The sequence below is a fragment of the Plantibacter sp. MDV22-iso1 genome (assembly GCF_058408345.1).
The window spans coordinates 162,736-188,234 of the sequence record NZ_JBZVDY010000001.1 but is presented as its reverse complement, the minus strand read 5'-3'; the positions used below and the strand labels follow the sequence as shown (position 1 = coordinate 188,234).

Annotated in this window: 22 protein-coding genes and 2 tRNA genes; 13 read left to right on the top strand and 11 right to left on the bottom strand. The window is 69.5% G+C overall.

What is annotated here, in order from left to right; all coding sequences use genetic code 11:
* Positions 1-95: 95 nt before the first annotated feature.
* The 4 genes from AC4PMY_RS00855 (at position 96) to AC4PMY_RS00840 (ending at position 3,895) form a co-directional block, all read left to right on the top strand.
* Positions 96-719, top strand: coding sequence for a mycothiol-dependent nitroreductase Rv2466c family protein (locus AC4PMY_RS00855; RefSeq protein ID WP_491621782.1), 624 nt, complete (start codon positions 96-98; stop codon positions 717-719).
* A 35-nt stretch (positions 720-754) separates the two neighbouring features.
* A complete protein-coding gene (locus AC4PMY_RS00850) occupies positions 755-1,243 on the top strand; it encodes a ribose-5-phosphate isomerase (RefSeq protein ID WP_064295147.1) in 489 nt (162 codons plus the stop codon).
* Positions 1,244-1,305: 62 nt separating this feature from the next.
* Entirely contained in the window at positions 1,306-2,307 is a 1,002-nt protein-coding gene (locus tag AC4PMY_RS00845; RefSeq protein WP_064295148.1) for an Fpg/Nei family DNA glycosylase, read from the top strand.
* Between the two features lie 37 nt (positions 2,308-2,344).
* Positions 2,345-3,895: an amidohydrolase gene (locus AC4PMY_RS00840; RefSeq protein ID WP_491621781.1), complete on the top strand. Its 1,551-nt coding sequence runs from the start codon at positions 2,345-2,347 to the stop codon at positions 3,893-3,895.
* Positions 3,896-3,985: 90 nt separating this feature from the next.
* Here AC4PMY_RS00840 and AC4PMY_RS00835 read toward each other — a convergent pair whose 3' ends face one another.
* Entirely contained in the window at positions 3,986-4,474 is a 489-nt protein-coding gene (locus AC4PMY_RS00835) for a Dps family protein (RefSeq protein ID WP_064295149.1), read from the bottom strand.
* A gap of 215 nt (positions 4,475-4,689) precedes the next feature.
* Here AC4PMY_RS00835 and AC4PMY_RS00830 point away from each other — a divergent pair, with 215 nt between their 5' ends.
* On the top strand, positions 4,690-5,226 hold the full coding sequence (locus AC4PMY_RS00830; protein ID WP_071260853.1) for a gamma carbonic anhydrase family protein: 537 nt from the start codon (positions 4,690-4,692) through the stop codon (positions 5,224-5,226).
* On the opposite strand, the gene AC4PMY_RS00825 is transcribed toward AC4PMY_RS00830, so the two are convergent.
* The gene (locus AC4PMY_RS00825) at positions 5,223-5,414 is read right to left on the bottom strand and encodes a hypothetical protein (protein ID WP_064295151.1); all 192 of its coding nucleotides are present in this window, start codon (positions 5,412-5,414) and stop codon (positions 5,223-5,225) included. The two genes, AC4PMY_RS00830 and AC4PMY_RS00825, sit on opposite strands and share 4 nt — an antisense overlap.
* Positions 5,415-5,760: 346 nt before the next feature.
* Between AC4PMY_RS00825 and AC4PMY_RS00820 the strand changes: the two genes are divergently transcribed.
* Positions 5,761-7,032, top strand: coding sequence for an HNH endonuclease signature motif containing protein (locus AC4PMY_RS00820; protein WP_491621780.1), 1,272 nt, complete (start codon positions 5,761-5,763; stop codon positions 7,030-7,032).
* Between the two features lie 198 nt (positions 7,033-7,230).
* Here the strand turns inward: AC4PMY_RS00820 and AC4PMY_RS00815 are convergent.
* Positions 7,231-7,301, bottom strand: a tRNA-Gly gene (locus tag AC4PMY_RS00815).
* 193 nt (positions 7,302-7,494) lie between these two features.
* Between AC4PMY_RS00815 and AC4PMY_RS00810 the strand changes: the two genes are divergently transcribed.
* The 6 genes from AC4PMY_RS00810 to clpX all read left to right on the top strand — a co-directional run bounded on the left by AC4PMY_RS00810 (position 7,495) and on the right by clpX (position 12,508).
* Positions 7,495-7,568: transfer RNA gene (locus AC4PMY_RS00810), tRNA-Pro, on the top strand.
* Positions 7,569-7,623: 55 nt separating this feature from the next.
* Positions 7,624-9,090: a trigger factor gene (gene tig / locus AC4PMY_RS00805; protein ID WP_491621779.1), complete on the top strand. Its 1,467-nt coding sequence runs from the start codon at positions 7,624-7,626 to the stop codon at positions 9,088-9,090.
* An 85-nt stretch (positions 9,091-9,175) separates the two neighbouring features.
* Positions 9,176-9,682 (top strand): tetratricopeptide repeat protein, encoded by a 507-nt coding sequence (locus AC4PMY_RS00800; protein ID WP_314138654.1) that lies wholly within the window; start codon positions 9,176-9,178, stop codon positions 9,680-9,682.
* 144 nt (positions 9,683-9,826) lie between these two features.
* Entirely contained in the window at positions 9,827-10,420 is a 594-nt protein-coding gene (locus AC4PMY_RS00795; protein WP_056006680.1) for an ATP-dependent Clp protease proteolytic subunit, read from the top strand.
* A gap of 30 nt (positions 10,421-10,450) precedes the next feature.
* Positions 10,451-11,119, top strand: coding sequence for an ATP-dependent Clp protease proteolytic subunit (locus tag AC4PMY_RS00790; RefSeq protein ID WP_071260849.1), 669 nt, complete (start codon positions 10,451-10,453; stop codon positions 11,117-11,119).
* Between the two features lie 111 nt (positions 11,120-11,230).
* The gene (clpX, locus tag AC4PMY_RS00785) at positions 11,231-12,508 is read left to right on the top strand and encodes an ATP-dependent Clp protease ATP-binding subunit ClpX (protein ID WP_064295154.1); all 1,278 of its coding nucleotides are present in this window, start codon (positions 11,231-11,233) and stop codon (positions 12,506-12,508) included.
* A gap of 72 nt (positions 12,509-12,580) precedes the next feature.
* On the opposite strand, the gene AC4PMY_RS00780 is transcribed toward clpX, so the two are convergent.
* The 4 genes from AC4PMY_RS00780 to valS are packed head-to-tail and all read right to left on the bottom strand — an operon-like array spanning position 12,581 to position 17,945.
* A complete protein-coding gene (locus tag AC4PMY_RS00780; RefSeq protein WP_491621778.1) occupies positions 12,581-14,614 on the bottom strand; it encodes a M3 family metallopeptidase in 2,034 nt (677 codons plus the stop codon).
* A gap of 33 nt (positions 14,615-14,647) precedes the next feature.
* Entirely contained in the window at positions 14,648-14,905 is a 258-nt protein-coding gene (locus tag AC4PMY_RS00775) for a hypothetical protein (protein WP_064295156.1), read from the bottom strand.
* Positions 14,905-15,351 carry a GNAT family N-acetyltransferase gene (locus AC4PMY_RS00770; RefSeq protein WP_064295157.1) on the bottom strand — a complete coding sequence of 149 codons (447 nt, stop codon included), beginning with the start codon at positions 15,349-15,351 and terminating at the stop codon, positions 14,905-14,907. The genes AC4PMY_RS00775 and AC4PMY_RS00770 overlap by 1 nt, the downstream gene beginning before the upstream one ends.
* Positions 15,348-17,945 carry a valine--tRNA ligase gene (gene valS, locus AC4PMY_RS00765; RefSeq protein WP_491621777.1) on the bottom strand — a complete coding sequence of 866 codons (2,598 nt, stop codon included), beginning with the start codon at positions 17,943-17,945 and terminating at the stop codon, positions 15,348-15,350. The genes AC4PMY_RS00770 and valS overlap by 4 nt, the downstream gene beginning before the upstream one ends.
* 132 nt (positions 17,946-18,077) lie before the next feature.
* Between valS and AC4PMY_RS00760 the strand changes: the two genes are divergently transcribed.
* Positions 18,078-20,282, top strand: a complete 2,205-nt coding sequence (locus AC4PMY_RS00760; protein WP_491621776.1) for an acyltransferase family protein — start codon at positions 18,078-18,080, stop codon at positions 20,280-20,282.
* On the opposite strand, the gene AC4PMY_RS00755 is transcribed toward AC4PMY_RS00760, so the two are convergent.
* Genes AC4PMY_RS00755 through AC4PMY_RS00740 form a run of 4 tightly spaced genes read right to left on the bottom strand, consistent with a single transcriptional unit; the run spans position 20,262 to position 25,400 of the window.
* Positions 20,262-21,935: a dipeptide ABC transporter ATP-binding protein gene (locus tag AC4PMY_RS00755; protein ID WP_071260841.1), complete on the bottom strand. Its 1,674-nt coding sequence runs from the start codon at positions 21,933-21,935 to the stop codon at positions 20,262-20,264. The two genes, AC4PMY_RS00760 and AC4PMY_RS00755, sit on opposite strands and share 21 nt — an antisense overlap.
* Positions 21,932-22,810: an ABC transporter permease gene (locus AC4PMY_RS00750; protein WP_064295605.1), complete on the bottom strand. Its 879-nt coding sequence runs from the start codon at positions 22,808-22,810 to the stop codon at positions 21,932-21,934. The genes AC4PMY_RS00755 and AC4PMY_RS00750 overlap by 4 nt, the downstream gene beginning before the upstream one ends.
* Positions 22,810-23,784: an ABC transporter permease gene (locus tag AC4PMY_RS00745; RefSeq protein ID WP_491621775.1), complete on the bottom strand. Its 975-nt coding sequence runs from the start codon at positions 23,782-23,784 to the stop codon at positions 22,810-22,812. The genes AC4PMY_RS00750 and AC4PMY_RS00745 overlap by 1 nt, the downstream gene beginning before the upstream one ends.
* Positions 23,781-25,400, bottom strand: coding sequence for an ABC transporter substrate-binding protein (locus AC4PMY_RS00740; RefSeq protein WP_491621774.1), 1,620 nt, complete (start codon positions 25,398-25,400; stop codon positions 23,781-23,783). The genes AC4PMY_RS00745 and AC4PMY_RS00740 overlap by 4 nt, the downstream gene beginning before the upstream one ends.
* Positions 25,401-25,499: the final 99 nt, after the last annotated feature.

Genomic DNA, 25,499 nt, shown 5'->3' with positions numbered 1-25,499 from the left:
GTCGCTCGTGACGACCGCGGCACGGTCAACCAGCCTAGACCCGCCGTCCGTCCGTTTCGGGGGAGTCGACGGGGATCGGCGCGTAGGGTGACAGCATGACGACTTCCGCTGCAGACAACACCCGCGTCGACTTCTGGTTCGACCCCTCCTGCCCGTGGGCCTGGATGACCTCGCGCTGGGTCGACGAGGTCACCGAAGCCCGGAACCTCGACGTCCACTGGCACATCATGAGCCTCGCCGTCCTCAACGAGGACCAGGACGTCAGCGACGACTACCGGGCCTTCTTCCCCCGGGCGCTCCGATACACGCGGCTCGTCGCCGCTGCGGCAGCCGAACACGGACACGCGGTCGTCAAGCCGCTCTACGACGCGCTCGGGACGCGGATCCATCCCGGCGGACGCGCGGAGGACGTCGACGCCGTGATCGCCGAGGTACTCGCCGAGACCGGGCTCCCGGCGGCGCTCGCCGAAGCGTCGACGACGGACGCCTACGACGGGCCCATGCGCGAGAGCCACTTCGACGGCATCGGACGGGTCGGCCAGGACGTCGGCACCCCCGTCATCGCGATCGACGACGTGGCGTTCTTCGGACCCGTCATCTCGCCGGCGCCGAAGGGCGAGCAGGCGCTCGCGCTGTGGGACGGTGTCGTCGCCGCTGCCGCCTACCCGGGCTTCTTCGAGCTGAAGCGCAGCCGCACGGCGGACCCGATCTTCGACTGACGCGACGCCGGCGCCCGGAACCCTAGACTTTCCACATGCGCATCCACATCGCCACCGATCACGCCGGTCTCGAGCTCAGTCAGTTCCTGCAGGACCACCTGCGCGCAGCCGGTCACGACGTCGTCGACCACGGCCCGGCCGAGTACGACGCGTTGGACGACTACCCGGCGTTCTGCATCAACGCGGCGAAGGGCGTCGTGCGCGACCAGCAGGCCGGTGTTGACGCCCTCGGCGTGGTGTTCGGTGGCTCGGGTAACGGCGAGCAGATCGCCGCGAACAAGGTCGTCGGTGTCCGTGCGGCGCTCGTCTGGAACCTCAGCACGGCGCAGCTGGCTCGGCAGCACAACGACGCCAACGTCATCTCGATCGGTGCGCGTCAGCACAGCACCGACGAGGCGGTGTCCTTCATCGACGCGTTCATCGCCGAGCCGTTCAGCCTCGAGGAACGTCACGCCCGTCGGATCGCCCAGCTCGCCGAGTTCGAGGCGACCGGCACCATCGCCGGCAAGCACGTCGACGCCTGACGCGTCCTCCACCGCCACCGCGCGGCGCGCCGGATCGCGCCCCCACCGAGTGAGGAGTCACCATGCCCGAGGGGCACTCCGTCCATCGCATCGCCCGACAGTTCGCTCAGAACTTCGTCGGACACCGGGTCGCCGTGTCGTCTCCCCAGGGGCGCTTCGCCGAGGGTGCCGCCGTGCTCGACGGCCGGACGGTCACCGACGCCAAGGCCGTGGGCAAGCAGATGTTCCTCGAGTTCGACGACGGACTGTGGTTGCGGGTGCACCTCGGTCTGTACGGCGCGTGGGACTTCGCCGGTGAGATCCGGTCGGACCCGACCATCGCCGCCTCGAACGGCCGCATGGGGCAGACGAACCAGCGCGGCACGGTGCTCGACGACGACGATGCGCCGATCCACGATGCGGACGGGGAGAACTCCCTGCACAGCATCGGTGCACCGCGCCGGGCCAGGGTCCGGATGTCCGAGCAGTCGAGTCCACTCGCCGAGATCGACGAGCGGTTCCCACCCGAACCGGTGGGTCAGGTGCGCGTGCGGCTGTTGACCGAGGCGACCGTGGCGGACCTCCGCGGGCCGACCGCCTGCGAGGTGATCGACGCCGCCGGGGTGCAGGCCGTCATCGATCGGCTCGGACCGGATCCACTGCTCGACCCGAGCGCGGAGGCGGGGGAGCGGTTCGTGTCGCGTGCGCACCGCAAGGGTTCCCCGATCGGTCTGCTCCTCATGGATCAGCAGATCATCAGCGGGATCGGCAACGTCTACCGCGCCGAACTGCTGTTCCGCGCCCGTCTCGATCCGCACCGCACCGGGAAGACGGTCCCCGTCGAGACGCTTCGCGAGATCTGGCTCGACTGGACGCGGTTGCTCGCGATCGGGGTCGAGACCGGACAGATGATGACGATGGACGACCTGTCGGCGGCCGACTACCGCCTCGCGATGGCCAACCGCGCTGATCGCCACTGGGTCTACAAGCGGGAGGGACTGCCGTGCCGGGTCTGCGGGACGAACATCCTCCTCGAGGAGATGGGCGCCCGCAAGCTGTACTGGTGCCCGAACTGTCAGCGCTGAACCGAACCCGCCTGCCGAACCGACGAGGACCGATGTGATGACCGAGCACCGCCCTGGACCCGTCGGCGACCTCGTCACGACGATCGCCAACGTCCACTTGTCCGGACCGCGCCGCGGAGGCTCGTCCGATGCCGAACGGGTCGACGTCCTGCTGGAGGGCGGCTCGATCGTGGCGATCCGACCCGCCGATCCCGAGGTCCTGCTCAGCTCCGACCCCGGGGTGTTGGACGGCGGTGGTGGCTTCCTCCTGCCCGGGCTCTGGGACCACCACGTGCACTTCACCCAGTGGGCGCGCACGGCCAGGCGCGTCGACCTGTCCTCGGCCGCATCCGCCGCCGAGGCGGTCGAGTTGGTCGCTGAGCGGATCGCTCAGGAGGCCGATGGTGACGGCTGGGTCGAGGGCGCGAGGTTCCGGGACGCCCTCTGGCCGGACACGCCGACGTTCGCACTGCTCGACGCGATCGCCCCGGACCGCGAGGTCGTGCTGGTCAGTGCCGACTTGCACTGCTGCTGGCTGAACAGCGCGGCGCTCCGGGCCACGGGCTTCGCCGACCACCCCACCGGCCTGTTGCGGGAGGAGGAGTCGTTCGCCGTCCTCAAACAGCTCGACCAGGTCGCCGACGAGCTCTCCGACCGCTGGGTCGACGCCGCAGCCGATCAGGCGGCATCCCGCGGCGTCGTCGGTGTCGTCGACCTGGAGATGCGCTGGAACGCCGCGGACTGGATCCGTCGGGTCGGGAACGGGACTCGCGCGCTCCGCATCTCCTTCGGTGTGTACGCCGAGCACCTCGAGCGCGCGATCGACGCCGGGCTCGTGACCGGGGGAGTGCTCGCCGGAACGGACGGCCTGGTGCAGGTCGGGCCGTTCAAGGTCATCACCGACGGATCCCTCAACACCCGGACGGCCTGCTGCGACGCGCCCTATCCGGGTTCGGCCCCCGGAACCGACGCGCACGGGATGCTCAACGTCCCGCCGGAGCGACTCACCGCATTGCTCACCCTTGCGACCGCCAACGGCCTCCACTGTGCGGTGCACGCCATCGGCGACCGAGCCAACACCCTTGCGCTCGACGCCATCGAGACGACCGGCGCGAAGGGCACGATCGAGCACGCGCAGCTCCTCCGGGCGTCGGACCTCGCGCGGTTCGCGCGGACCGGAACGGCTGCGAGTGTCCAGCCGGAACACGCGATGGATGATCGGGACATCGCCGAGGTCCACTGGGCCGGGCGCACCGACCGTGCCTTCGTGCTCCGCAGCCTCCTCGACGCCGGTGCCACGCTCCGACTCGGTTCCGACGCCCCGGTCGCTCCGCTCGACCCGTGGGTCTCCATCGCCGCCGCCGTGACGCGCAGCCGCGATGGACGCGAGGCCTGGCACGGCGAGCAGGCCATCACGGTCGAGGAAGCACTGGCGGCGTCGACCAGAGGAGACGACGACGTGGTGGCCGTCGGCCGCCCCGCCGACCTCGTCGTCGTGCCGTTCGACCCGTTCTCCTGCGCACCGGAGGCCCTGCGCACCATGCCGGTCCTGGCGACGATGCTGGGTGGGCGCCTGACGGCAGCCGGGAGGCCCGGCCCGGGGGCGTGACGCTGCGCGGCCCGCGGGAACACGACGAAGGGGCAGCCACGGTGGACTGCCCCTTCGTAGGTGATGCTCGCGGGTCGCCCCGCCGGGGTGCTAGCGGCTGAGGTGCGCGAAGAGGAACCAGCGGTCCTTGTCGAGGCCGCGGGCGATCTCGATCGCGATGTCCTGGCTGGTCTGGTCGAGCTCGTCGAGCTCGTCGACCGCGGTGTTGACCGAGGCGGACGCTGCGTCGATGAGGGCGATGACCTCGGCGATGGTGCGGTCGGACTGCTGGAAGCCCTCGCTCAGCTCGGGCGTGCTGGTCTTCGCGGCGACGGTGCTGAGGCGTGCGTCGACTGGGAGGCCGAGGGCGACGATGCGCTCCGCGGCGAGGTCGGCCCACTCCTGCGCGTGGTCGACGATGTCGTCGAGCAGTTCGTGGACCCCGATGAAGTTCGCACCACGCACGTGCCAGTGGGCCTGCTTGCCGTTGACGACGATGGCGGTGAGGTCGACGACGACGGGGCTGAGGAACTGCGCGGTGCCTGCTGCGACGTCCGGGTTGGCGACGGCCTGCGGAATGGAGGTGGTGATGTCGGTCATGGTGTTTCCCCTTCGTTGACGAGTGAGGCCCTGGTCGGACGGATTCGTCGGTCTGCTTGAATGCAACGGTACTCAGCCGCAGACATTCCGCAAGGAAGTCGAGGCTCGGCTTACGAAGGGTGCACTCAGCAAGGAAAGCCTGACCGTACCGGCGATTCACCCCGGAACGACGCGGGTTCCCGTCCGTCGGGGCCGCCTGCGATAGCGTGGCCGGTATGACGCTGCACGGTACGGTCAGGAAACTCTCAGACGGACGCTCGCCCCGCATCGATCCGAGCGCCTACACGGCGCCGGGATCCGTGCTGGTGGGAGCCGTCACGCTCGCCGCGGATTCGAGCGTCTGGTACAACGCCGTCCTGCGTGCGGACTCCGACTCGATCACGCTCGGCGCCGGGTCCAACATCCAGGACGGGGTCGCCGTGCACACGGACAGCGGCCACCCGACGGTCATCGGGCGCAACGTCTCCGTCGGACACAACGCGGTCGTCCACGGCTGCACCGTCGAGGACGACTGCCTCATCGGTATGGGTTCCGTGGTCCTGAGCGGAGCCGTGATCGGTGCCGGGTCGCTCGTCGCCGGGGGAGCCGTGGTCCTCGAGGGCATGATCGTGCCGCCCGGTTCGCTCGTCGCGGGGGTCCCGGCCAAGGTGCGGCGGGAGTTGACGGCCGACGAGCAGGAGGCGATCCGGCAGAACGCCGCGCACTACGTCGCGCTCAGAGCGGTCCACTCCGCAGCGGTCGACGAGGATTAGCGGCGGCGTGCGTCGCGCTTCTTGAGGCGACGCTGCGCGGCGAGCGAGCCGGACAGGCAGACGACGCAGCCGATCATGCAGATGAGGCCGACGCCGAGTCGTCCGGTCGCGAGCGCGTACACCCCGACGAAGAAGACGAGCGCGCCGGCCACCGTCCAGATGTGGGGCCAGATCGCGTCGAGTCGCATGCGCTCAGCCTAGGCCGTCGCGCATCCCGTGCTCCGTCCTCCCCGCGCTTCGACCCCTCGAACGGCACACGAGCGACCTCCCCGCTCCGGTGGTCTCCCTCCCGACCCCGATGACCACCTCCGGTCCCTGGGGGACCTCCTCCGGTCCCTGAGCCTGTCGAAGGGCATGCGGAGAACCTCACGAATCCGGCGCTCCTCTTCCCGGTCCCTGAGCTTGTCGAAGGGCACGCGGAGAACCGGCGCTCCTCCTCCCGGTCCCTGAGCCTGTCGAAGGGCACACGAGCAACTTCCACAGTCACCCTCACTCGGCATCTGGAATGTCAGTGGTTCATGGTGGACTTGTCCCATGACCGAGACCACCCTCACCGCGACCCGCGTCGGCGACGAGTACGCCGCGCAGCTCGCGGAGTTCTCGGAGGAGTGGGCGGACCTCCACCGTCAGCAGGCCGTCTTGGACGCACGAAAGGCGCGCCTCCTGGCCCGTTCCGCCGCCTATGCTGACGCGTTTGCCGACGCCACGGTCCCTGCGGTCTTCCCGCCGGCCGAACGCAAGGCTCTGTCTCGTCGGTCGACGTGTGCGGCCCTCGCGATGGCGACCCGGATCCCGGAGCGGACGGTCCAGTGTGCGACCAACGACGCCGAACGGCTCGTCAACGAAGCGCCGGCCGTGCTGGCGTCGCTCGAGGCAGGCCGCATCTCGGCGAGGCATGCGCAGGTGATCACCGACCAGCTCTGCGACGTCCCTGCCGCCGGGCGGGCGGTGTTCCTCGACAAGGTCCTGCTTGAAGCGGAGCGCATGACCGCTGCGGGTCTCAAGAGCCGTGCCCGTGTGCTCCGCGAGCGCCTCCACCCGGAATCGATCACGGCACGAGCCGTCCGCTCCGAGGCCGACCGCCGGGTTGAGTTCGAGCCGGCAGCCGACGGCATGGCTTGGGTGCACCTCTTCACCACGGCACCCATCGCGCAAGGCGTCCTCGAGCGCGTCGAAGCCGCCGCAGCGGAGTCACGCTCAGCCGGCGACACCCGCACCTGCGCACAACTGCAGGCGGACGCCCTCGCGGCCGTCGCCCTGACCGGCGTCACGCCCGAGGACGTCATGTCGAGCCCGGTGCTCCCGCACCCGATCGAGGTCCAGGAACACATCACACCGATCGTGCAGATCTCCGTCCCGGCGCTCAGCATGGCCGGTGTCTCCGACACCCCGGCAACCCTCGATGGGTACGGTCCCATCGACCCGGAGACCGCGGCACGGATCGCGGTGAACGCACCAAGCTTCACCCGGATCCTCGTCCAGGCAGAAACGGGTGCGGTCCTCTCCGTCGGCCGGAACCGGTACCGCGTTCCGGCCGATCTCCAACGCGCTGTACGCCTGCGGGACGGCACCTGTCGGGCACCCGGTTGCGGGAGGCGGGCCCGGGCTTGCGACCTCGATCATTCTGTCGCGTGGGAGGACGGCGGGACGACGGATGTCGGGAATCTCGCCTGTCTCTGTCGACATCACCATCGGATGAAGCACCTCCCTGGGTGGAACCTCGACCACGGACCGGGCGGAGTCCTCGAGTGGACGACGCCCGACGGAAAGCACCACCGCACAGAACCGGACCCTGCTCCGTTCTGACCTCGGAACGACAAGGCGTCCTCGTGGGCACTTCGACAGGCTCAGCGACCGGGAGAGGTTCGCTCGGGACGCTTCGCCCCCGGAGCCTGTCGAAGAGTGCGACGAGCCTGTCGAAGGGTGTGACGTCAGGAAGGCCCTGTGCGATGACCGAACCGTCGCGCCTGCTTTCGCGCCGCCGCCTGGTTCTGATGTATTGAGAGGGGATGACGGGAATCGAACCCGCGTAATCAGTTTGGAAGACTGAGGCTCTACCATTGAGCTACATCCCCGAGGCGCCGCACTGCGACGAACTCACCCGGTAATGCTACTGCATCCCGAGCGCCCATCCGTGCAGCCACGTGTGCCGAGGCCGGTTCCGCCCCGGAAACCGCACAGGGGCCGCACAGATTCTGGGCTAGACTGACCGAGGCCATTTCGCCCACCGCTCGTCGGTCGGGCCGGCTGGCCGGATTGTCGCCGATCCGGGGCGTAGCTCAGCTTGGTAGAGCGCCCGGTTTGGGACCGGGAGGTCGCAGGTTCGAATCCTGTCGCCCCGACTCCGTTTTGCGTCCTCAACTGAGGCAGAATCCCCGACACAGGAGAAGTAATCACGTGAAGACCACGGTCGAGAAGCTGAGCCCCACTCGCGTCAAGCTCGCCATCGCGGTGACGCCCGAGGAGCTCAAGCCGAGCATCACCCACGCCTACGGACACATCGCCGAGGACATCAACGTCCCCGGCTTCCGTAAGGGCAAGGTGCCACCGGCGATCATCGACCAGCGCGTCGGCAAGGGCGCCGTGATCGAGCACGCCGTCAACGAGGGCCTCGACGGCTTCTTCCGCAAGGCACTCGAGGAGAACGAACTCCGTCCGCTCGGCCGCCCGCAGGCCGACATCGTCGAGTGGCCGAACGAGAAGGACTTCTCCGGCGACCTGCTCGTGAACATCGAGGTCGACGTCCGTCCCGAGATCACGCTTCCCGACTACGAGGGCCTCAAGCTCACCGTCGACGCCCAGGAAGCCGGCGAAGCCGACGTCCAGGACGAGCTCGACCGCATCCGCGCGCGCTTCGGCACGCTCGTGACCGTCGACCGCCCGGCCAAGACGGGCGACTTCGCCCAGCTCGACCTGGTCGCCAAGATCAACGACGCCGAGGTCGACCGCGCGAGCGGCGTCTCCTACGAGATCGGTTCGGGCGAGCTGCTCACCGGCATCGACGAGGCACTCGACTCCCTCACCGCCGGTGAGACCACCACCTTCACCTCGCCGCTGCTCGGTGGCGAGCACGAGGGCGAGGACGCCGAGGTCACCGTCACCCTGACCGCCGTCAAGGAGCGCGAGCTCCCCGAGGCCGACGACGACTTCGCTCAGATCGCGAGCGAGTTCGACACCATCGACGAGTTCAAGGCGCAGCTGCGTGAGGTCGTCGAGCGCCAGCAGGTCATCACCCAGGGCCGCGACGCACGCACCGCGCTCGTCGACGCCATGCTCGAGGCCGCGCAGATCCCCGTGCCCGAGAGCGTCATCGAGGACGAGGTGCACCGTCACCTCGAGGGCGAGAACCGCCTCGAGGACGACGAGCACCGCGCCGAGGTCACCGAGTCCAGCGAGAAGGCACTGCGCACGCAGCTCCTCCTCGACGCCCTCGCCGAGTCGCTCAACGTCCAGGTGAACCAGAACGAGCTCACCGAATACCTCATCCAGAGCGCGTCGCAGTACGGCATGGAACCCGGTGAATTCATCGAGGCACTCGGCCAGCAGGGTCAGATCCCAGCCATGGTCGGCGAGGTCGCCCGCAACAAGGCCATCGCCATCGCGCTCGGCAAGGCCGAGGTCGTCGACTCCAACGGCAAGCCCGTCGACCTGAGCGACTTCGTCGCCGTGGTCGAGGACGAGGACGCCGCCACCGAGACTGCAGCCGACGAGACGACCGAGGCTCCGGCCGAGGACGCCGCCGACGAGGCTCCGGTCGATGCCGAGCCGAAGAAGGCCGCCGCCAAGAAGGCACCTGCGAAGAAGGCGCCCGCCAAGAAGGCACCGGCCAAGAAGGCCGCTGCCGACGAGGCCGCTGCCGAGTAGGACAGCAACCAGCAGTGACGACAGGGGCGGAAGCGATTCCGCCCCTGTCGTCGTCTCCGGACACATCAGCCGAATGGGAGCAATGATGACGACGATCGAACCAACCGGCTGGGACGAACGGGTCGCAGCCGTCTGGGCCGACGAGACCATCGACGACGAGCAGCGCATCGCGGCCATCGACGCGCTGGTCGCGGAGCGTCCGGCGGGTGACGCCCGTGCCGCGTTCCAGGCTGCCGGTGCACGCGACTCCGCCGGCCACGAGGTCGAGGCCGAGGTCTTCTACCGCGCCGCCCTCGAAGCCGGGCTCGACGAGGAGCACCGTCCGCAGGCGATCATCCAACTGGCCAGCACGCTCCGTAACCTCGGCCGGACCGCTGAGAGCGTCGATCTGCTCGAACAGCAGCTCGCGGACGATCCGACCGGTCCGTACGCGGACGCGACCGCGGCCTTCCTGGCACTGGCGCTCGCCAGCTCGGGGGACCCGCGCCGAGCGACCGCGGTCGCCCTCCGTGCCCTTGTGCCGCACCTCCCGCGCTACCACCGGTCCGTCCGCGCCTACGCCGACGAACTCGAGACGGATCCGCTCCGCTGAGACCCGGCGGTCGCGCGGTCCGTCGGCTCGCCGTCCGCCTCCGGCGAACCCCGCGGCCCGGGAGTCTGCCGAGGGCGAACAGGGCGTTGGTGGTGCGTCGCCTCCGATAGATTCGAACCACTGCACAACCGAAACGGAGCGATAATGGCCGAACCACAGTTCTCGCCCAGTGTCTTTGACCGCCTGCTGAAGGACCGGATCATCTGGCTGGGCGCCGAGGTCCGCGACGAGAACGCGAACGAGATCGCGGCCAAGCTGCTGCTGCTCGCCGCGGACGACCCGAAGCGCGACATCTACCTCTACATCAACTCGCCCGGTGGCTCCATCACGGCCGGCATGGCCATCTACGACACCATGCAGTTCGTGCCGAACGACATCGTCACGGTCGGTATCGGCATGGCCGCGTCGATGGGTCAGCTCCTCCTCACGGCCGGCACCAAGGGCAAGCGCTACATCACCCCGAACGCCCGCGTGCTCCTCCACCAGCCGCACGGCGGATTCGGCGGGACGTCGAGCGACATCCAGACCCAGGCGCAGCTCATCCTCGACATGAAGCGCCGTCTCGCCGAGATCACCGCGGCACAGACCGGCAAGAGCGTCGAGCAGATCAACGCCGATGGCGACCGCGACCGTTGGTTCAACGCCGAAGAGGCGCTCGAATACGGTTTCGTCGACCACCTCCGTGAGTCCGCGCTCGACGTGGCCGGCGGCGGCGGAACCGTCGACAGCGACAAGTAACCCGGCTTCGACCAGACAGGAATGCAACACATGGAGACTCCAACGTTCAGTGCGGCGGGCCGCTCGCTGCAGATGCCGGGTGCTCGCTACATCCTCCCGAGCTTCGAAGAGCGCACGGCCTACGGCTACAAGCGCCAGGACCCGTACGCGAAGCTCTTCGAGGACCGCATCATCTTCCTCGGCGTGCAGGTCGACGACGCATCGGCCGACGACATCATGGCCCAGCTGCTCGTGCTCGAGAGCATGGACCCCGACCGCGACATCGTCATGTACATCAACTCGCCCGGTGGCTCGTTCACCGCGATGACGGCGATCTACGACACGATGCAGTACATCCGTCCGCACGTCATGACGGTGGTCCTCGGACAGGCGGCCTCCGCCGCTGCCGTGCTCACCGCCGCCGGTACGCCGGGTAAACGCCTGGCGCTCCCGAACGCCCGCATCCTGATCCACCAGCCCGCCGTCGGCGAGGCCGGCCACGGACAGGCTTCGGACATCGAGATCCAGGCGGCCGAGATCCTCCGCATGCGCGGCTGGCTCGAGTCGACCCTGGCCCACCACTCCAACCGTTCGGTGGAGCAGGTCAACAAGGACATCGACCGCGACAAGATCCTCTCGGCCGCCGAGGCGCTCGAGTACGGTCTCATCGACCAGGTGCTCACCTCACGGAAGAACCCGATCGCGGCCATCACGGCCTGACCCGGTTCCCGTGCTCACGACTCGGCGCGTCATCCCAGCGGGGTGGCGCGCCGAGTTGTCGCACGGACAGGTTAGGCTCGGAGCACCGAATCTCCAGGGAGAGGGAAAGACATGGCACGGATAGGCGAAAGCGCCGATCTGCTCAAGTGCTCGTTCTGCGGCAAGAGCCAGAAGCAGGTCCAGCAGCTGATCGCTGGTCCCGGCGTGTACATCTGCGACGAGTGCGTCGAGTTGTGCAACGAGATCATCGCCGAGCGACTCGCCGAAGCGAGCGAGGAGACGGTGAGCGAGTTCGACCTCCCGAAGCCGAAGGAGATCTTCGCCTTCCTCGAGGAGTACGTCATCGGCCAGGAGGCCGCGAAGAAGGCGCTCTCGGTCGCGGTGTACAACCACTACAAGCGCGTCCGCTCCCGTGCCACGCTCGCTCCCGCCGAGACGGTGCACGACGACATCGAGATCGCGAAGAGCAACATCCTCCTCATCGGCCCGACGGGCTGCGGCAAGACCTATCTCGCGCAGACCCTCGCGAAGCGACTCAACGTCCCCTTCGCCGTCGCCGATGCGACCGCACTGACCGAGGCCGGCTACGTCGGCGAGGACGTCGAGAACATCCTCCTCAAGCTCATCCAGGCCGCCGACTACGACGTCAAGCGCGCGGAGACCGGCATCATCTACATCGACGAGGTCGACAAGATCGCCCGTAAGGCGGAGAACCCCTCCATCACGCGCGACGTCTCCGGTGAGGGCGTCCAGCAGGCGCTCCTCAAGATCCTCGAGGGCACCGTCGCCTCGGTACCCCCGCAGGGCGGCCGGAAGCACCCGCACCAGGAGTTCATCCAGATCGACACGACGAACGTCCTGTTCATCGTGGCCGGCGCCTTCGCCGGGCTGGAGGAGATCATCTCCTCCCGCGCGGGCAAGAAGGGCATCGGTTTCGGTGCACCCCTGCACAGCAAAGGCGACGACGTGAACCTCTTCGGCGAGGTCCTGCCGGAAGACCTCCACAAGTTCGGTCTCATCCCCGAGTTCATCGGTCGCCTGCCGGTCGTCACGACGGTCACACCGCTCGACCAGCACGCACTCATGGAGATCCTCACGGTCCCGAAGAACGCGCTCGTGCGTCAGTACCAGCGCATGTTCGAGATCGACGGCGTCGAGCTGGAGTTCGACCAGGCGGCACTCGAAGCGATCGCCGACCTCGCCGTCCTCCGCAAGACCGGTGCCCGAGGGCTCCGAGCCATCATGGAAGAGGTGCTCGGGCCGATCATGTTCGAGGTGCCCTCCACCGACGAGGTCGCTCGCGTGGTCATCACCCGGGAGTCCGTCGTCGAGAACGCGGCCCCGACGATCGTCCCTCGTGCGGCTCGCCGCCAGGAGAAGTCGGCCTAGACGACACCCAGCGGTGGACAGCCCGCCGCAGCGCCCCGGATCCTCCGGAGTAGCTGCGGCGGGCTTCGTCGTTCAGTCCTCGAGCCCGCGGCGTCGGAGGAGCGGCTCGATGACCGCGTCGCGCCCACGGAAGTCGCGGTAGGCCTCCAGCGGATCCTTCGAACCGCCGACCCCGAGGAGCTTGGTGCGGAAGCGGTCGCCGTTCTCCCTCGTCAGTCCGCCGTTCTCCGTGAACCAGTCGACGGTGTCGGCGTCGAGCACCTCGCTCCAGATGTAGGAGTAGTAGCCGGCGTCGTATCCACCCGAGAAGGTGTGGGCGAAGTACGTGCTCGCGTACCGGGGCGGGACGGCCGGATTGTCGAGTCCGGCGGATCGGAGCGCCGCCGCCTCGAAGGCCTCCACATCGTCGACGCGGTCATCCGCACCGATGCTGTGCCAGGCCTGGTCGAGCATCGCCGCAGCGAGGTACTCGCTCGTCGAGAAGCCCTCGTTGAATCCCTCGGACGCCTGGAGCTTCGCCACCAGTTCCTGCGGCATCGGCTCACCGGTCTCGACGTGCCTGGCGTAGCCGGCGAGCACCTCGGGCCACAGCATCCACATCTCGTTCACCTGGCTCGGGAACTCGACGAAGTCCCGGAAGACGTTCGTACCGGAGAACCGCGGGTACTCGACCTCGGCGAAGAGACCGTGCAGCGCGTGGCCGAACTCGTGGAAGAAGGTCGTGACCTCGTCGAGGCTCAGCAGGGTGGGTTCGCCGTCGGCAGGCTTCGGGACGTTCAGGTTGTTGACCACGACGGTGGGCTGGTCGAGCAGGCGGTTCTGGGAGATGAGCGCGTTCATCCAGGCGCCGCCGCGCTTGCTGTCGCGGGTGTACAGGTCGAGGAGGTACAGGCCGAGGCCGGAGCCGTCCTCGTTCCAGACCTCGAAGACACGGACGTCGGGGTGGTAGCCCTGGAGATCGGTCCGTTCGGCGAAGGTGATGCCGTAGAGCTTGGTCGCTGCGGCGAACACCCCGTCGAACAGGACCCGCTCCGCTTCGAAGTACGGGCGCATCACGCTGGTGTCGACGTCGAACCGGTCGATCCTGACCTGTTCGGTCGCGAACGGCCAATCCCATGCTTCGACGGTCCCGAGGCCGGTGACCCGCTCGAGCTCGCGCTGTTCCCGATCCGCGTTGCGGGCGGCGGGGATCGCCAGACGGGAGAGGAGCGCTGCGACGGCCTCCGGGGTCCCCGCGGTCTGGTCCGCGGTGACCACCGCCGCGTGCGACGGGAACCCCAGGAGCGCGGCGCGCTCGGCTCGGAGGCGGGTGATCTCGAGCACGAGGTCACGGTTGTCGTTCGGTCCGCCGTGCGTGCCGCGGGCACGGGAGGCCGTCATGATCCGCTCGCGGACGCCGCGGTGCGTCAACGACGACAGCGCCGGATGGCCGGTCGGGAGGACGAGGGTGATGAGCCATCCGTCGAGACCTCGTTCGGCGGCCGCCTGGGCCGCGGCGGAGATCTCGCCCGCACTCAGCCCGTCGAGCTCAGCGGCATCGGTGAGGTGGACGGCGAGGTCGTTGGTGTCGGCCAGGAGCTGCTTCTCGAACCGGGTGGTCAGCGTCGAGAGGCGGAGATTGAGGTCGGAGAGCCGCTGCTTCTCCTCGGCGTCGAGACCGGCGCCCGCGAGCGTGTGTTCGCTGTACACGCGTCGGACCAGGTAGGCCGCCTCGGCCGACAGCTGGAGGTCGTCGAGACGTGCGTGGACCGCCGCGATCCGCGCGTACAGCGCGGGGTCGAGCCTGATCGCGTCCTCGTGGGCGGCCAGCTGTGGCGCGAGCTCCTCCTCGAGTGCATTGGTGAACGCGGAGCTGTCCGCCGAACTCTGATTGAAGAAGACCGCTGCGACCCGCCTGAGGATCGCGCCGCTCCGTTCGAGCGGGATCAGCGTGTTCTCGAAGGTCGGCGCGTCGTCCTGCGCGGTGATCGCCGCGATCTCGTCGAGTTGCTGCGCGAACCCGGCTGTGAAGGCGGGGCGGAAGTGTTCCTCGCGGATCTCGCCGAACGGCGGCAGCTGATAGGGGAGTGTGCTCGGCTGGAGGAACGGATTCGTGTGTGATTCCATACCTCACCCTATCCAGCGTGCCGGGGAGGAGGCTCAGTCCTCGTCGTCGGCGTGGTCGTCGTCCGGCCGGGTGAGGCTGACGGAACCGTCCGCGTGCTGACGGATGGTCGTACCGTCGTCGAGCTCGACGACGGGTCGGCGTTCGAGCCAGGTGAGGGTCCAGCGCCACGCGGATGCGTCCACGCCCTGTGCGAGCAACTCCTGCTCCTCAGCGGCGATGGCCGTCTGCACCGGCGTCGGCACGTTCTCCGGTGGCTTGGCGCCGACGACCCAGCGGGTTCCGAGTTGCATCACGGCTCCAGGTCGTAGGTGACCCAGCTCGTGCGGGTCGCCAGCTTGTCGTACACGGCCTGGGCGCGCTCGTTGTCGGCGGCGGTGATCCACCGGACGACGCTGTGGCCGTCCGCCTTCGCGAGGTCGCGGACGTGCTCGATCAGCGCGGTCCCGACTCCTCCGGTGCGGGCGTCCTCGGCGACGAAGAGGTCGTCGAGGTAGAGCCCGGTCCCACCGGCGAGGGCACGGGGGAACACGCGATAGTGGGCGAGCCCGACGAGGGCGCCCTGTGCGTCCTCCGCGACGAGCGCGGTCAACGGGTGGGTCGGGTCGCTCAGCCAGCCCCAGACGAGGACGGCCTTCTCGTCGGTCAGGGGGTTGCCGTAGAACTCCCCGTAGCCGGAGTACAGCGCGTGCCACGCGAACAGGTCGCTCTCGACGGCGGGACGGATGGTGACGCTCATGCGCGTGCCTCCTCGGCGTCGGCCGCCGGGGCGAAGACGATGTCGCCTACCGACAGGACATCGGCCGTGCGGAACTCGAGGGACTCGATGCGTCCGACGGCGCGGAGGTCGTCTGCGACGAGCGCGAGCAGCTCGATCGATGCGGCGGGTCCGGCGATGACCGCGGAGTCCACCGGGGTCTTCTGGGACGCCTTGGCATCCGTCTTCGCGCGCCGGATGCCCGTGAGTGCCTCGCTCGCGAGCTGCAACACCTGCGGTTCGCCCGCTGCGAGTCCTGCGAACTCCTCGTCGGTGGGCCAGCTGGCACGGTGCACGGAGCCGTCGTGCGTCCAAGACCAGGCTTCCTCGGCCGCGAACGGGATGAACGGGGCGAACAGGCGGAGCAGGGTCGAGAGCGCGATCCGCAGCGCGGCCACCGCCGAAGCCTGCTCAGGGCTCTCCTCGCCGTAGGCCCGCTCCTTGACGAGCTCGAGGTAGTCGTCGCAGAACGTCCAGAAGAACGCTTCGGTGAGCTCGAGCGCGCGCGCGTGGTCGTAACCGGCCAGCGCACTGCTGGCGTCGGCGACGGTCTTGCGGAGGACGCTCAGCATGGCGAGGTCGACGGCCTCCGTCACCGGGGCGTCTTCACGACCGGTGAACCCGAGGATGAACTTCGAGGCGTTGAGCACCTTGATCGCCAGGCGTCGGCCGATCTTGATCTGCGTCGGATTCTGCGGGTCGAAGGCGGCGTCGGTGCCGAGACGGCTCGAGGCCGCCCAGTACCGGACGGCGTCCGAACCGTGCTGTTCGAGCATGGCCGCCGGCGTGACGACGTTGCCCTTCGACTTCGACATCTTCTTGCGGTCGGGGTCGACGATGAAGCCGGACACGGAGGCGTGCTCCCACGGCTTCCGGTCGTACTCGAGGACGCTGCGGAGCATGGTGGAGAACAGCCAGGTGCGGATGATGTCCTGACCCTGCGGGCGCAGCGAGTACGGGAACACGAGATCCCAGAGCTCGGGGTCGCGCTCCCAGCCGCCCGCGAGCTGCGGGGTGAGGCTCGACGTGGCCCAGGTGTCCATGACGTCGACCTCGCCCATGAACCCACCGGGGACGCCGCGCTGCGACTCGTCGTAACCGGGTGCGGCATCGCTGGAGGGATCGACGGGCAGAGCGGCGTGGTCCGGCGCGATCGGCTGGTCGTAGACCGGGTTGCCGTCGGCGTCGAGCGGGTACCAGAGGGGGATCGGCACACCGAAGAAGCGCTGGCGGGAGATCAGCCAGTCGCCGGACAGACCACCGACCCAGTTCTCGTAGCGCACGCGCATGAAGTCGGGGTGCCACTCGAGCTCCGAGCCGAGTTCGAGGAGGCGGCTGCGGAGCTGTTCGTCGCGGGCGCCGTTGCGGATGTACCACTGGCGGGTCGAGACGATCTCCAGCGGCTTGTCGCCCTTCTCGAAGAACTTCACCGGGTGGGTGATCTGCTTCGGCTCACCGATCAGGTCGCCCGAGGCTGCGAGGAGGTCGACGACGGTCTGCTTGGCGCTGAAGACGGTCTTCCCGGCGAGCTGCGCGTACGCCTCGAGACCGGCTTCGGAGGTGATCGCCTCAGGGGCCTCCGAGATGACGCGGCCGTCGAAGCCGAGGATCGCGCGGTTGGGGAGGTCGAGTTCGCGCCACCACACGATGTCGGTGATGTCACCGAAGGTGCACACCATCGCGATGCCGGCGCCCTTGTCGGGCTGGGCGAGGTGGTGGGCGAGCACGGGTACCTCGACACCGAACACCGGCGTGGCCACGGTCGTACCGAACAGCGGCTTGAAGCGCTCGTCGTCTGGGTGGGCGACGAGGGCGACGCAGGCGGGGAGGAGCTCCGGCCGTGTGGTCTCGATCTCGATGGTGCCGCCGTCCGGGCGGTGGAAGGACAGCCGACGGTAGGTGCCCGGCTGCTCCTTGTCCTCGAGCTCCGCCTGGGCGACCGCCGTTCGGAAGGTGATGTCCCAGAGGGTCGGCGCCATCGCCTGGTAGGCCTCGCCGCGGTCCAGGTTGCGCAGGAACGCGAGCTGGCTCGCCGTGATCGACTCGTCGCCGATGGTGCGGTAGCTCTGCGTCCAGTCCACGGAGAGGCCGAGCGCACGCCAGACGGCCTCGAACTGCTGCTCGTCCTCGACGGTGAGGCGCTCGCACAGCTCGATGAAGTTGCGACGCGAGATCGGGATCTGATCGGCGGCCTTCGTGCTCTTGTTGTCGCCACCCTCGAACGGCGGGGTGAAGTCCGCGTCGTAGGGGAGTGTCGGGTCGCACCGGACGCCGTAGTAGTTCTGGACGCGGCGTTCGGTCGGGAGGCCGTTGTCGTCCCAGCCCATGGGGTAGAAGACGCGCTTGCCGGTCATCCGCTGGTAGCGGGCGATCACGTCGGTGTGCGTGTAGCTGAAGACGTGACCGATGTGCAGGGAGCCGGATGCGGTCGGCGGCGGGGTGTCGATCGAGTAGATGCTCTCACGCGTGGCGCCGTCGCGCTCGAACCGGTAGGTCCCCGCGGACTCCCAGGAGGAGCCCCACTTCTGCTCGAGACCTTCGAGGGCCGGCTTGTCCGGGATGCTGGCAGCGGTCATGAGGCGATCTCCTGCTGATATGTGCGGCACCGTGTCTGCGTGCCTGAGTGTGTGGGAACATCCCATGCTATCGCAGGGGACCGGGAGGTCGCCGGACCGCCGACCGCCATCCTCCGCCGATAGCATCGGACCGTGTCGACCAGAGCCGTCACCGGACCCGTCAGAGCCGACCTCCAGGGCCTTCGTGCCGTGGCGGTCTCGCTCGTCGTGGTGTTCCATCTCTGGCCGGGGCTCATACCGGGCGGGTTCGTCGGCGTCGACGTGTTCTTCGCGATCTCCGGTTTCCTCATCACGGCGCACCTCCTCGACGAGGTCGAGCGATCCGGTTCGGTCCGACTCGGGCGGTTCTGGGCCCGGCGCGCACGACGGCTGCTCCCCGCCGCACTCACCGTCCTCACCGCGACCTTCGTCGCGAGCTGGTACCTCGCGCCGCTCGGGGACCTGCCCCGGTTCCTGCGCGAGATCGCATGGTCGGCCCTGTACATCGAGAACTGGGCGCTCGCCGGATCCGCGATCGACTACCTCGCGGCGGAGGACGCTCCGTCGCCGGTGCAGCACTTCTGGTCGCTGTCAGTCGAGGAGCAGTTCTACCTCATCTGGCCGATCCTGGTCCTCGGCGCCGGCTGGCTCGCCGTGCGGGTCGCCCGTCGCTCGGCTGCGCCGACGGTGCGGCGTCGGGGCGTCGCGATCGCGATCGGACTCGTCTGCATCGCGTCGGCCGCCTGGTCGGTCGTCTTCACCGTGCAGGACCCGTCTCCGGCCTACTTCGCGACGACGACGAGGGCCTGGGAGTTCGCCGCCGGGGGACTGACGGCGATCATGGTCGCCGAGGGGGCCGGGCGCGGCTGGGGGCTGCGGGCGGGTGGGCGCACGGTCGTCGCCTGGCTCGGGTTCGCCGCAATCGGGGCGGCTGCCGTCTGGTTTTCGGGGGAGACGCCCTTCCCGGCGTTGACCGCTGCGCTGCCGGTGGGCGGGACGATCGCCGTGATGGCGGCCTGGGCCCCGGACGTCCGGTGGTCGCCGACCACGCTGCTCGCCCGGGCGCCGATCCAGTGGCTCGGCGACCGCTCTTACGCGGTCTACCTCTGGCACTGGCCCCTCATCGTGTTCGGCGGGATCGTGCTCGCTCGGTCGACCACTTTCCCCGAACAGCTCGTCGTCCTCGTCATCACCGGCGTCCTCGCGGAGGTGACGACGCGGTTCGTGGAGCGCCCGATCCGGTTCGGGCGGATGGCCGGTTGGCGGCCACGACGGGTCATCGGCGCGACCGCCCTCGCGATGAGCGTCCTGTCGATCGCCTCGATCGGGGTGCTCCCCGGTGCCGAGGCGCGCATCGCCGCCGAACAGCAACGCATCGAGACCTTGGTCGCGACCCCGTCGAACTGCCTCGGTGCCGCGGAGCTCGTCGATGCTGCAGCGTGTCCGCGGGACGAGGGAGCGTCATCGGACGGCACGGAGGGCTCTGGTGGTGAGACCTCGCTCGACGGTTCCTCGGCGTCTCCCGGGGATGAGACCAGCGGGGTCGTCATTCCTGACGCGTCGCTCGCCGACCTGCCGCCGGACCGCTGCATCACCGATATCCGAGCCGCCGCGTTCGAGGTCTGCGCTTACGGCGCCGGCGCGGAGCAGGCGACGAGGACGGTGGCGCTCATCGGGGACTCGCACGCCGAGCAGTGGTTGCCGGCGTTCGCGACGGCTGCCGAGACGAACGGGTGGCGGCTCCTCGTCGCGGCGAAGAGCTCCTGCCCGTTCAGCGACGCCGAGCGCACGGAGCCCGGGACGAGCGCGGCGGTGCTCGCCGAGATGCGCGCCGGGTGCCTGAGCTGGAACCGCGACGCCCTCGAGCTGCTGCGGCACGAGCCGGGGATCGACACGCTCGTCGTCTCGGCGCGCGCCCGGAACCCGGTCGTCGCCGAGGGGGACCGCGACTGGCGGGAGGTGGCTGCGGAAGCCTATGCGGAGCGCTGGGCGCTCGTGCCCGAGACGATCGAGCAGATCGTCGTCCTGCGCGACACCCCGACGATGGCGGACGACGTGCTGGAGTGCGTCCGCGACGACGCTGCTCCGGAGGACGGGTGCGCCCGGGACCGGAGCGACGCGCTCACGGAGGATCCGCAGTACGAGGCCGCCCTCGCGAGCACCGACCCACGGGTCCGTGCTGTCGACCTCTCGGACGCCCTGTGCGCGTCCGATCGGTGCTCGCCGGTGATCGGCGGTGTCCTCGCGTACCGCGATCACCACCACCTGAGCTGGGTGTACGCCGAGACCCTCGCGCCCGTCGTCCAGGCGGTGCTCGACCGGATCCCGACGCCGGACTCAGACCGCGTCGCTCCCTGATGCCGCACCCGGTGCGATGAGGCGCGGAGCGTCGGCTGCCAGTCGGGCGGTGTAGGGGTGGGCCGGGGCGGTGAAGACCTGCTCGGCGTCGCCATGCTCGACGACCCGCCCGTGCTGCATCACGGCGACGCGGTCGCTCATGTGGCGGATGACGCCGAGGTCGTGGGAGATCAGCAGGTAGCTGAGGCCGTGGCGTCGCTGCAGCTCGTCGAGGAGGTCCAGGATCCTGGCCTGGACGGTGACGTCGAGCGCGGAGACGGGTTCGTCGAGGATGAGCGTCGACGGTCGACTCGCGAGTGCCCGGGCGATCGCCACGCGTTGCCGTTGCCCGCCGGAGAGCGTCCGCGGGCGAGCGCGGGCCAGCGAGGGATCGAGGCCGACGTCCGCGAGGAGACGGCTGATGTCGCGAGGTGCGGCCGCGCGTCCACGAACGGCGTCGGCGAGGATGGCGTCGACGCGCCAGCGTGGGTCGAACGAGCTCAGCGGATCCTGCGAGACCCAGCCCAGACGGTTCCGTCGTGGACGACGCGCTCGCTCGGGGAGCTCCGACCACGGTTCGCCCTCGAAGAGCACGGCTCCCGACTGCGGTGCGGTGAGACCGAGTGCGATGCGGGCGAGGGTGGTCTTGCCCGAACCGGACTCGCCGACCACGCCCAGGGTCGTCCCCGGTTCCAGGCGGAGCGAGACCTCGTCGACCGCCACGATCGGCGAGGCGCTCCGGCCACGCTCGAAGCTCCGGGTGACGGATCGGAACTCCAGCGCTGGTGCATCCGATCCGGTCTGCGTCGTCGGACGGGTGCGCGTCGTCGGCTGTTCGGCCACCGGGGCCGCGTCGACCGGCTGGTCTGCGCTGAGGCGCGTCCCTCGAGCGCGGTCGGTGGGGACCGCGGCGATGAGGGCTCGGGTGTACGGGTGTGTCGGCCTGGTCAGCACCTGTTCGGCCGGCCCCTGCTCGACGACGACACCGTCCTGCATCACGACGAGGTGGTCGGCGATCGACGAGACGACGGCGAGGTCGTGGCTGATCAGCAGGAGGCCCGCGCCGCGCCGCTTGACGTCGTCGAGGAGGCCGATGACACGTGCTTGGACGGTGACGTCGAGCGCGGTCGTCGGTTCGTCGGCGATGAGGAGGTCGGGGTCCAGTGCGATCGCCGACGCGATGAGCGCGCGCTGACGGAGCCCGCCGGAGAGTTCACCGGAACGTTGGCCGATGCGGGAAGCCGGGTCGGGCATGCCAACGGATTCGAGGAGTTCGAGCACTCGCCGGGTGCGGGCGGTCCGGTCGAGGTCGGTGCCGAGTCGGAGTGCGTCGTCGATCTCTCGGCCGATCGGTCGCAGGGGGTCGAGCGACACCAGCGCGTCCTGGAGGACGAGTCCGATGCGACGCCCGCGAAGGCGTCGCCAGGCCGATGCTCCGAGTCCGCGGAGATCGGTGCCGTCGAAGTCGAGTCGAGCGGCCGCCACCCGCGCCGACGCGCCGGCGAGGCCCAGGAGCGATCTGGCGGTCACGCTCTTGCCGGAGCCCGACTCGCCGACGATCGCGACGCAGGTGCCGCGCTCGACCTGGAAGGAGACGTCGGAGACGACGGCGTCCCCACTGCCGAATCCGACCGTCAGTGCTTCCACCTGGAGCAGTGGAGTGGAGTCGCTCATCGGCCGTCCTCCCGAGATCGGCGCTGGAGACCCCGGCCGAGGACCGTGGTGGACAGGGCGGTCGCGACGATCATCAGACCCGGGAACGCCGTGAGCCACCACGCCGTCGCGAGGTAGGTGCGTGCTGCGGCGAGCATGGCACCCCACTCCGGCGCGGGTGGTTGCGCCCCGAGCCCGAGGTAGCTCAGGGCGGACGCCCAGACGACCGCCTGTCCGATGCCGAGGGTCGCGAGGACGAACAGCGGGGCGACGGCGTTCGGGAGGATGTGTCGGAACAGGATCCGGGCCGGCCCGTGCCCGAGCACTCGCGCGGCCTCGACGAAGTCGGAGGAGCGGACCTGGAGCAGTTGACCGCGGATGAGGCGCGCGTAGCCCGGCGCAGTCGACAGGCCGACCGCGATCGTCGCCGTGACCGGACCGGGCCCCGCGATGACGATCACGAGGAGCGCGAGCAACAGGCCGGGGAACGCGAAGAGCACCTCGAGGACGCGTCCCACGGCGAAGTCCGCGATCCGGCCGCCGACTGCGGCGATCGTCGCGAGGACCGCTCCGAGGATCAGTCCGATGGCCGTCGCGGCGACGCCGATGAGGAGCGAGGTCCCCGCGCCGTGCACGACCCGGCTCCAGACGTCGCGACCGGACTCGTCCGTGCCGAACCAATGGGTGAGGGAGGGCGGCGAGAACGCGGCCCGCGGGTCGACCGCCGTCGGTGATGCTGTCGCGAACAGCTGGGGGGCGAGCGCACAGCCGAGCAGGAACAGCACCACCACGGCCGCGACGATCTCGGGTGCGCCGAATCCCGACGAGCGGCGCCGTCCGCGGCGGACCCGGGGGTCGGGGCTTCCGGATGTCGGGGTGATCGCGAGCCCGCTCATCAGCCGGACCGCCGGATCCGGTCGCGTGGGTCGAGCAGCTCTGCCGCGAGGTCCGCGAGGAACATGACGACGACGTAGGCCACCGCCGAGCTCAACACCACGCCGGTGACCACCGGGACATCACGGACGGTCACCGCTTGGAGCAGTGTCCGTCCGAGACCGGGCCGGGCGAAGATGGTCTCCACCACCACCGCTCCGCTGATGAGGTACCCGAAGGCCCATCCCGACAGGTTCACCGCGGGCACGGCGGCGTGGCGTAGGCCGTGCCTCAGCAGGAGGCCGGTGGTCGATTCACCACGGGCGGCTGCGGAGACGGCGAACGGTGCGCTCCCTGCGTCGAGTAACGGTTCCCGCATCACCTGGGCCAGGAACCCGGCGACCGGGATGGCCAGGGTCAGCACCGGGAGGATGAGACCGACCGCATCACCCGTGCTCACCGGAGGGAGCCATCCGAGCCAGGTGCTGAAGAGTGTGATGAGGACGGTCGCGAGCCAGAACTGGGGGAGCGACGCCGCCACGAGCTCGACAGCCGATCCGAGGGCCGCGGAGATCCGCCCACCCCGGGTCGACCAGACCGCGAGGCCGAGCGCGAGGATCCAGGCGACGGCGAGCGACGCCGTCGCCAGCACCAGGGTCCCGCCGAGCTGTTCGGCGAGCACCTGGGCCACCGGTGTGCGGAGCGACGCCGACTCGCCGAGATCCCCCTGGACCAGTCGGACCAGTTGCGCCAGGTACTGCACGAGGAGCGGCTGGTCCAGGCCGTACTGCTCGCGCACCCGCTCGAGCGCTTCAGCCGAGGCCTGGGAGCCGGGGCCACCGAGATAGGCCTGCGCCGGATCTCCGGGGATCAGCCGGACGGCGAAGAAGGTGACCGTCGCGACCGCCCAGAGCACGAACACCGCACCGGCCAGACGCGCCCCGATCCGCCCGGCCAGGCGGCGGAGGTCGCGTCCCGAGCGGCCGATGGAGCTCACTCCACGAGCCAGGCGTCCCCGAAGACCGGCGTCGACACCGTCGGCAGCGCGCGGACGCCCTGCAGCGAGGTGCTCAGCAGGAAGTGGTTCTGCTGGTCGTAGAGCGGCAGGATGTAGTAGCCGTCGAGGATGATCTGCTGCGCCTGCTCGTAGAGGAACGCCCGCTCCTCGGGATCGAGGGTGTCGCTCGCCTGCTTCAGGATCTCGTCGAGCGCGGGGTCGTCCAGCTGGGCGTGGTTCGCGAAGTAGCCGCTCGGCGCCGGGATGATGCCCGAGGAGTCGTAGAGCACGCGGAGCACGTCCGGTCCCACCTTCGTGTACGGAGCGCTGACGGCCTCGTAGGCGTTGGAGCCGAGCGCCTCGTACCAGCTCGACAGGTCGAGCAGCTCCAGCTGCACGTCGAAGCCGGCGTCACCGGCTCCGGCCTGGATCTGCTCGAAGAGCGACTGCTCGGCCGGGATCGACTGGTTCGTGCTGACCGGGAAGCGCACGGTCAGCCGGACGCCGTCCTTCGTCCGGACGCCGTCCTCGTCCTTCTCGGTCCAGCCGGCCTCGTCCAGGAGCTTGTTGGCCGCATCGAGGTCGTAGCCGAACAGGCTCTCGTCGGAGTAGGCGGTCGCCTCCGCACTCGACAGCGGGGAGTAGGAACGCTTCGCCGTGCCGAAGAACAGGGACTCGATGCCGGCGTTCACGTCCGTCGACCGCACGAAGGCCTCACGCACGCGCTGGTCGTCGAACGGCGCCTGTCCCGCGTTGAGCTCGATGCGGTTCGAGGCACCGGGACGTGGTGCGTCCAGGTCGACGATCGTCTTCGAGTCCTTCGCCTGCGCGATCGTGTCGGGCTGCGCGTTGTCGATGATGTCGACGTCGCCGCTCTGCAGCGCCGCGAAGCGCGACGCGGAGTCGGGGATGAAGCGCCACGTGATGCCGTCGAGGTAAGCCGGACCGTCGTTCGCGGCATCACCCGGTGCCGAGTCGTAGGCGTCGTTCCGGACGAGCGAGACGTGGTCCTGCTTCACCCACTCGTCGACGACGAACGGTCCGGTACCGACCGGAGCGTCGCAGTTCGCCGCTTCACCGCGGGCGATCCCCGTCGGGGACTCCATCGCCGTCCACGGCTGCGACAACGACTCCAGGAGCGCGCTGTCGGGAGCGGAGAGCGTGAACCGGGCCGTCGTGGCGTCGACCGCCTCGACCGACGCGACCTTACCGACCGCGAGGTAGCCCGTGGACGACTTCGTCGCCGGGTCCTGCAGGTGCTCGATGTTCGCCTTGACCGCCGCCGCGTCGAACGGGGTGCCGTCGGTGAACGTCACGTCCGACCGCAGGGTGAACTCCCAGGTCAGACCGTCCTCCGACGTCGTCCAGGACTCGGCGAGCCACGGGATGATCTCACCCTTGGCGTCTCGCGAGACGAGCGGCTCGAGGAACTGCGCACTCAACAGGGCCTGTGGGTAGTTGCCGCCGACATGCGGATCGAGACACGTGGGCTCGGCGTCCCCGCTGGCGTACACGAGGGTCCCACCGGCCTTCGGCGTGCTCGACGCGGCCGGCGTCCCCGGTGCACACGCCGCGAGCAGGACCGCGAGCGGAACGAGCGCCGCGGCGATGCGCAACGGACGACGCGAGGACGCAAGGCGCCGACGGGCAGGGGAGGGGGATGCGGGCACAGGGACTCCAGAAGACGATCGACCGGGTGCTGAGGGCCCGGTGGC